Raw genomic sequence first — 7,180 nt, 5'->3', positions numbered from 1 at the left:
AAGTAAAATCTTTTTTAAACGTTTGAATAATAACATAAATATTAAAGAAATTATTATACCTTTTACTATATTAAAAGGTATAACACCTGAAACTATCACAATTTTTATATTTTCAACTACATTTGATAAATTCATAATTATCCCATAAAGTGGTAATAAAACAAAATAATTTAAAATACTTAGAACAATCGTCATAACAATCGTCGCTATTGTAAATCCAATGATTTGTGTTTTGACTGTATGATTATTTTTAATTATATAAAAGGCACTTAAAATAAAACTAGCGCCAGCTAAGAAATTAGCAATTGGTCCAACTGGATCCCCTATATTAAATAAGAAATTAAGTAAATTTTTTATAAATAATATAATAATACCAGCTACTGGTCCTAAACTAAAAGTTGCTAATAGAGCTGGAATATCACTAAAGTCTAATGTTAAATATGGTGGTAAAAATGGGATTGGAAATTTGATAAACATCAAAATAAATGACACCGCACTTAACATACTTATCGTAATAAGTCGCTTGGTTTGTTGTTGCATATTCAATTATCTCCTTCCATTCATCTTACTTAGAAAAGGAGGATTTAATTGCACAACAAAAACCCTCCATCTTCTCCCATCCAGACTATACTGTCGGCTCTAGAATTACACTAGATCAGCCATTTATCTTTTTAATAGATAAATGGGTCGCAGGCTTCAATTACTGCCGGTTGGGAATTACACCCTACCCCGAAGATGAATTTCTTAAATTTTATAAATATATCATAGCCTATTACTCAGATAAAAACAATAGACCTGCTTATGCTAAGTAAATTACATAATTTATGAAAAAGACGAGATTGAAAATCAATAGTAATGTATTGACTCTCAATCTCGTCATTTATAGAACACACGTGCTTGATTTACATTAAGATTATAAATTAAATTACATTTCACTTTCTATGATTACTTTAATAGTCATGTATCTTCATATTCTTCTGTTGGTTTTGGTAATTTAATTATAAATGTTGTGCCTTTGCCAAGCTCACTCTTAACGTCTATCGTACCTCCATGTTCATCAATAATCATGCGACAGATAAACAGACCTAACCCAGTACCTTGTTTACCTCGTTTACGAGCAGTGTCGACTTTATAGAAACGGTCAAATACTTGTTGTAAATGTTCTGGAGCAATACCAGATCCTGTGTCTGAAATGTATAAAATATTTTCATTTTCTGACTCTTCAAAACTAATCGATATTAAATCACCAGGTTCTGTATATCTAGTAGCATTATCTATAAGATTAGTTAAAACCTGTTCAATTCTATCGGTGTCGAAATACCATAATTGATTGTGTGTATTTGGATTTAAATTCATCGTTAACTTTAAGTCATTTGCTTGTTTCTGGTATTTTTGTTGCATTCTATTAAGCAGTGGATCAATTGGCTGTTTCACTTTCTCTACAGTTAGCCCTTCAGCATCCATCCGTGCAACATTGAGCAACTCATTTACTAATCGATTTAAACGTTTTGTTTCATCAAGGACAATGGACAATGATTCATGTATTTCGTCTGGTTCTGTTACAATACCATCCACTATCGACTCTGTATATCCTTGTAGCAATGAAATAGGTGTACGCAATTCATGTGATACATTAGCAATAAAATCTTTTTTCATTTGATCAATATTATGTTCATTGGTCATATCACGAATAATAGCTACAATACCACTTCTGCCATCAGGCTGAATTTGTTCAATATAACTTGTAATAATAACAAAATAGCGTGTGCTAATTTCATATTCTTCGAATTGTGTTTTTTTGGATTTAAATGTTAATTCATTTTGACGATCAAGTTTGTCTAAATCGTGTGCATCCAATATTTTTAAAATATTTTGTGCCATCTTGTTTGATATAATTATTTCTTGTTTATCATTGAAACCTAGAACGCCTTCAACCATAGAGTTTATTAAACTATCTCTGATATTTTTTGATGAGGATAATGCGTCGATGTGTTGTTGTATTTCCGAACTCATCGTGTTAAAAGCACGTGATAACTCACCAATTTCATCTCGAGAATTAACAGGAACTACTTGTGTATAGTCACCTTTAGAAACTTTTAATGCTTGAGTCCTTAAATTTCTAAGTGGTTTTGTAATTCGAGATGATAAGAAAAAGGCGAACACAGTAGTAATAGATAAAAAGATTATAGCAATAATTAAAATAATGACTGTAATCACATTATTGGTATCTTCTATCGTTTTCAAATCTTGATAGATAAAAACACCACTATATTTACTATTATGTGCACTCGATTCTAAATTTTTTGATGGATAACCTATTAAAACATAAGTTTTTTGCTGTTTATTTATATCTATTGTCACGTGCTCAGATATCTGCTTTCCTTTATCGAACACTTTTTCGTAGTTTTTATTACTTTTTATTTCTTTGAACATCTTTTCTTTTGTCTCATCATTATTGACGCTATCCATGTGTTTATGATTCATGATAATAAGCCCCACTGGACCCTCGATAAGAGACTTACTATGCTTTATGGCAGTCGTTTTATCTTCTGAATGCTCAACTAAATGACTGATTCTTTTAGCATCTTCAAGTAATGAATCTTCTGTTTCTTGCGTAAAGTAAGATTGTATAAACGTTATAAGTGCTGCACTTAATAAAATTAAAACTGTCGTTACTATAAAAATTATAGTTAACCACAGTTTTACTACTACATTATTGAGGCGGTTCATTTTCAGATTTAACCTCGAATTTATAGCCAACGCCCCAAACAGTTTGAATCATTTGGGCAGCTTCATCAGAAACGCGATTTAATTTCTCTCTTAAACGTTTTACATGTGTATCAACAGTACGCAAATCTCCATAAAATTCATAATGCCATACTTCTTTTAATAGTTGCTCACGATCAAAGACTTTATTTGGCGTTTTTGCTAAAAAGATTAAAAGTTCATATTCTTTTGGCGTTAAGTTTACTTGGTTGCCATCAGCTAGCACGCGATGAGCATCATTATCAATCACAAGATGTTTAAATTCTATTAGGTCTCGTGCATGAGGTTCACTTTGTTCTGTATGTGCAACTTGAGTTCGTCTTAATAGCGCTTTGACACGTAAGACCACTTCACGTGGTGAAAATGGTTTTACAATATAATCATCTGCACCGGATTCGAAACCTTCTACGCGGTTTGTTTCTTCTCCTTTAGCAGTTAACATAATAATTGGTGTTTCTTTCTGTTCTCTGAGTCTAGCTGCTACAGTAATGCCATCCATTTCTGGCAACATTAAATCTAACAAGATACATGCATAATCATGTTCCATTGCCATTTTGAATGCTTCTTGTCCATCTCTAGCTTCATGAGTTTCAAAAGATTCTCTTTCTAAGTACAATTTTAATAATCGTCTGATTCTATCTTCATCATCAACGATAAGTATTTCGTTTGACATAGGTTCGTACCCTCCCACACTGCTAACTTCAATTTCAACCATATTATATCATAGGTTGAGCTATAAAAGTGTTTATGAATGAAAAGTTTGTGAAAAAATTATCAATATCAGGATTTTGTTAAAGGAATGTCATAATTATTGTCCGTGTTCTGCAATTTGACGTAATATTTTTACTTCATGCGGTGTAAGTACTCGGCCTTCGCCAGCATTGAGTCCTTTCAAATTTAACGGTCCAAATTCTATGCGTTGTAGTTTTGATACTTGATGCCCAAAATATTCAAACATGCGTCTAACTTGTCTATTGCGACCTTCAGTTATTGTAATTTCTACAAGTGTCGTATTTTTATCTTTATCTTGGTTTTTAACTTTAACTGTCGCAGGTTGCGTTTGCCCATCTTCTAAATTAATGCCTTGTTCTAATGCTTTAACTTCTTCACGCATGAGATACCCTTTTAATTTAACAACATATTTCTTTTTGATTTTATAACGTGGATGTGTCATTAAGTTAGTGAATTCACCATCATTGGTAAGTAAAAGTAGCCCTGATGTATCATAATCTAAGCGTCCTACAGGGTATATTCTTGTCTTAATTTGTTTGAAATAATCAGTAACGACCTTTCTACCTTTGTCATCAGAAACGCTAGTGATAACTTGTGAAGGTTTATAGAAAAGAATATATAGTTTGTCTTCTTGTTCTAATTTAATGCCTTCAACTTCTACTGTATCCGTTGGTTTTACTTTAGTACCTAATTCTGTTTCGATTTCACCATTTACTTTCACTTTACCTTCTGTAATTAATGTTTCCGCTTTACGTCTTGAAGTATAGCCACTATTTGCGATACGTTTTTGTAATCTTTCTGTTTCTTTATTCATTTTTTTCTCCTTTTTGATTTACTAAATTACTGAAGAAAGCTTCTATTTCCTCATCTTCTTCATCCGTAGTTGGTAAATCATCTAATTGTTCAATACCAAATACATTTAAGAATAGTTCTGTTGTATATAATTGTTGGCTTCTAGAATCTGCCTCATCTTTGGCTTCAATTAAACCTCGTGCTATCAAGGTTTTGACGGCTCCGTCCGAATTTATACCTCTAATCAATTCAATATCACTACGAGATAATGGCTGATTGTATGCGATTATCGATAAAGCTTCCATAGCTGCTTGTGATAATTTCATTTTTGATTTTTGTTCAATTAACTTCTCAATAAATTCTGACGCATCTTTTTTGGTGGTTAAGACATAATTTTTACCATAATGTTGGATCTCTAAGCCACAAGCGTCATATTCATTGATTAATGTATGAAAACGATGTTGGTCAATGTCTAAAATTTCTAGTATTTGCTTTTCTTCAAGTCCTTCATCACCTGCAGTATAAAGTAATGCTTCTAGGATTCCTTTATCGTTCAATGCCATAATTAACTCCTCTTAAAATATTAATATCGTCAAAACTTTTTTGTTGTTCAATATTTACTATTCCAGATTTCGACATTTCTAGTATGGCGAGGAAATGAGTGACTACCATTTCCAGTGGTTCAGTAAAATTAAATAAACTAAAAAAGTTGAATGATTCATGTTTTTGCAAACGTTGAGTTACTTGTGTAGTAGCTTCTTGTATTGTGAACGTTTCTTTTCGAATATCAACGGTTTTGGGTGTTTGGTATTCCACACGATTTTTCACTTTTTGATAAGCAATGATGAGTTCTGTTAAATCAATCGTATTATTAGGGTCCCAAGTTTCATTTGATTCTAAATGTGTTAAATCCGTTGGGTGTTTAGAATAATACTTCTCTCTTTCTGCTCTTTTTTCGTTTAATAGCACTGTATATTCTTTATAGTTTTGATATTCAATTAATCGCTCAACCAAATTTTCACGTGGGTCATCTTCTAAATCGTCAACTTCATCTGAATGAGGCAAAAGCATTTTGCTTTTTATCATTAGTAATTCTGATGCCATAACTAAATATTCACTTGCAACATTAATTTCTAATTGACTCATCGCATGAATATATTGCATATACTGTTCTGTTAAAGATTTCATTGGTATATCATAAATATCAATTTCAAATTTTTGAATAAGATGCAATAATAAATCTAAAGGACCATTAAAGGCATCGAGTTTTACTTCATACATTTTATCTACCTCATATTAGCAAGTTAAGTGCTTAATTCACTAAAATATTATAGCATGTTTAATACAAACATTTAAATTCGGAGCGATAATCATGTTAAAAATTGCACTTCAAGATTTTTATTTCCAATTCCATACAAAGCAACATTACTTTCTTTGTCACGATATTTTAGAAGACGCCTGGAAAACAAATCCAAATTACAATAAAGGAGATGCTGTCGTAAGTCTTATACTGACTGCAACTGGCGCTTATCATTACCGTAGACATAATTATGTAGGCGCCTATAAATCATTTGGTAAGGCATTAAAAGTAATAGAAAAGTACGACTCAGCAATTAATATTGGACTCGATATAGAAGCGTATAAAGCGCTATTAGTCGAATTAATTAATGCTACAAAGAAGGAGAAATCTTTCGAGCCTATTCATCTCCCATTAACTGCGACAATGGAGCAAGTTATATTACAACAATACCCGCATTATGCGATGACATATTATAAAATTGAAGATGATTATATCATTGACCACCATTTAAAAAGAGATAGAACTGAAGTCGAAGCAGCAAGAAAACGCGCTCTACAAGCTCGAAACAAATGGATATAAGCATTAATCTTATATGAATATATTTATTTAAATAATGTAACTACAATAAAAAACACAGTCTAGTTATTCAATAGAATAAACCAGGCTGTGTTTATGCTCTTGGATGAAATTCATTATACATTTTACGAATTTGTGATTTTGAAACATGTGTATACAATTGTGTTGTAGATATGTCAGAATGGCCGAGCATTTCTTGTACTGCACGTAAATCTGCTCCATTTTCAAGTAAATGTGTGGCAAATGAATGTCTTAATGTATGTGGTGTTAAAGTTTTTAGTATATTTGCTTTGATACCATTTTGTTTAATCATCTTCCATATGGCTTGTCTTGATAAAGGTTTACCGTGCATATTTAAAAAGAGTGTATCAGTTACCGTATTTTTTAATAATTGTGGTCTTACTGTTTCTAAATAAGTATTTAAGTATTCAATCACTGTATCTCCTAATGGCACAATTCTTTCTTTATTTCCCTTACCAAAAACACGTATAAAGCCCATAATTAAATTAACATCTTCTAACTCAATTTGAATCAGTTCTGACACACGCATGCCAGTGGCATAAAGTAATTCTAACATCGTGCGATCTCTATATCCGTTATTTTTGGATAAATCAGGTGTTTCTAATAGTCTAAGTACTTCATCTATTTCTAAAACATCTGGTAATTTACGATCATATTTCGGCGTTTCTATTAATACTGTTGGATCTTTTGCTGCATATTTTTCTCTTAATGCAAATTGATGAAAACTGCGGATAGTGGAAATGAAGCGTGCTAACGATTTTGAAGATGCGCCTTCATCATGTAAGTGACCCAAACATTCTTGAATAAGTTGTCTATCTACAAAATCAATATGACTAATTTTGTGTAATGTTAAAAATTCATCATATTTTTTTAAATCTCTTCGATATGCACCAATTGTATTTACACTTAATCCTTTTTCTATTTGTATAAATTTCAAATATTCATCTATAATATTTTTCACTGTACTACCTCTGTTTCTGAAATAGTATTTTT

Annotated in this window: 8 protein-coding genes and 1 riboswitch; of the genes, 1 reads left to right on the top strand and 7 read right to left on the bottom strand. The window is 31.4% G+C overall.

Annotation, left to right across the window (positions count from 1 at the left end; all coding sequences use genetic code 11):
• The 6 genes from CD150_RS04315 to CD150_RS04290 form a co-directional block, all read right to left on the bottom strand.
• A partial coding sequence (locus tag CD150_RS04315; RefSeq protein ID WP_103161372.1) for an ECF transporter S component occupies window positions 1-540 on the bottom strand: 540 nt, incomplete at its 3' end.
• Between the two features lie 64 nt (window positions 541-604).
• A riboswitch (FMN riboswitch) is annotated at window positions 605-741 on the bottom strand.
• A 216-nt stretch (window positions 742-957) separates the two neighbouring features.
• The gene (locus CD150_RS04310) at window positions 958-2,730 is read right to left on the bottom strand and encodes an ATP-binding protein (RefSeq protein ID WP_073342014.1); all 1,773 of its coding nucleotides are present in this window, start codon (window positions 2,728-2,730) and stop codon (window positions 958-960) included.
• A complete protein-coding gene (locus tag CD150_RS04305) occupies window positions 2,714-3,439 on the bottom strand; it encodes a response regulator transcription factor (protein WP_073342011.1) in 726 nt (241 codons plus the stop codon). Before CD150_RS04305 ends, CD150_RS04310 begins: the two co-directional genes overlap by 17 nt.
• A gap of 135 nt (window positions 3,440-3,574) precedes the next feature.
• Entirely contained in the window at window positions 3,575-4,312 is a 738-nt protein-coding gene (locus CD150_RS04300) for a pseudouridine synthase (protein WP_073342008.1), read from the bottom strand.
• Window positions 4,305-4,853, bottom strand: coding sequence for an SMC-Scp complex subunit ScpB (gene scpB / locus CD150_RS04295; protein ID WP_081254262.1), 549 nt, complete (start codon window positions 4,851-4,853; stop codon window positions 4,305-4,307). Before scpB ends, CD150_RS04300 begins: the two co-directional genes overlap by 8 nt.
• Window positions 4,837-5,571: a segregation and condensation protein A gene (locus CD150_RS04290; RefSeq protein ID WP_046208212.1), complete on the bottom strand. Its 735-nt coding sequence runs from the start codon at window positions 5,569-5,571 to the stop codon at window positions 4,837-4,839. Before CD150_RS04290 ends, scpB begins: the two co-directional genes overlap by 17 nt.
• Before the next feature lie 91 nt (window positions 5,572-5,662).
• On the opposite strand from CD150_RS04290, the gene CD150_RS04285 reads away from it, so the two are divergent.
• On the top strand, window positions 5,663-6,169 hold the full coding sequence (locus CD150_RS04285; protein ID WP_073342005.1) for a DUF309 domain-containing protein: 507 nt from the start codon (window positions 5,663-5,665) through the stop codon (window positions 6,167-6,169).
• 91 nt (window positions 6,170-6,260) lie between these two features.
• Here CD150_RS04285 and xerD read toward each other — a convergent pair whose 3' ends face one another.
• Entirely contained in the window at window positions 6,261-7,148 is an 888-nt protein-coding gene (gene xerD / locus CD150_RS04280; protein WP_073342002.1) for a site-specific tyrosine recombinase XerD, read from the bottom strand.
• Window positions 7,149-7,180 lie beyond the last annotated feature (32 nt).

The sequence above is a fragment of the Staphylococcus ureilyticus genome, assembly GCF_002902235.1.
GTDB classification, from domain to species: Bacteria; Bacillota; Bacilli; order Staphylococcales; family Staphylococcaceae; genus Staphylococcus; species Staphylococcus ureilyticus.
The sequence above is the reverse complement of the archived record's forward strand: the minus strand, read 5'-3'. Positions and strand labels throughout refer to the sequence as shown.

Bases quoted from the DNA above. Each gene is read 5' to 3' on its own strand.
- CD150_RS04310 (WP_073342014.1), bottom strand. From the start codon at position 2,730: ATGAACCGCCTCAATAATGTAGTAGTAAAACTGTGGTTAACTATAATT.
- CD150_RS04305 (WP_073342011.1), bottom strand. From the start codon at position 3,439: ATGTCAAACGAAATACTTATCGTTGATGATGAAGATAGAATCAGACGA.
- CD150_RS04300 (WP_073342008.1), bottom strand. From the start codon at position 4,312: ATGAATAAAGAAACAGAAAGATTACAAAAACGTATCGCAAATAGTGGC.
- scpB (WP_081254262.1), bottom strand. From the start codon at position 4,853: ATGGCATTGAACGATAAAGGAATCCTAGAAGCATTACTTTATACTGCA.
- CD150_RS04290 (WP_046208212.1), bottom strand. From the start codon at position 5,571: ATGTATGAAGTAAAACTCGATGCCTTTAATGGTCCTTTAGATTTATTA.
- CD150_RS04285 (WP_073342005.1), top strand. From the start codon at position 5,663: ATGTTAAAAATTGCACTTCAAGATTTTTATTTCCAATTCCATACAAAG.